Raw genomic sequence first — 212 nt, 5'->3', positions numbered from 1 at the left:
CAGTAGTGAAACGAAACAGCGCCGATGATAGTGTAGCATTTGCTATGTGAAAGTAGGACATTGCCAGGCTCCAAATTTAGTCGAGAGACTTTAAATTGAATAAATTATAAAAATAAGAAAATTGAAACGAATTTTCTTGGTAACAATAGCGTTTTGGACCCACCTGACCCCATGCCGAACTCAGTAGTGAAACGAAACAGCGCCGATGATAG

General features: G+C 39.6%; 1 rRNA gene. It reads left to right on the top strand.

The annotated features are described in order from the left end of the window. Positions 1–135: 135 nt before the first annotated feature. Positions 136–212 (top strand): 5S ribosomal RNA (gene rrf / locus AAEZ22_RS18730); the annotation flags it as partial.

The organism is Pseudoalteromonas sp. 20-MNA-CIBAN-0454 (assembly GCF_040308685.1).
Classification (GTDB): domain Bacteria; phylum Pseudomonadota; class Gammaproteobacteria; order Enterobacterales; family Alteromonadaceae; genus Pseudoalteromonas; species Pseudoalteromonas nigrifaciens.
This window is presented reverse-complemented; position numbering and strand designations above follow the sequence as displayed.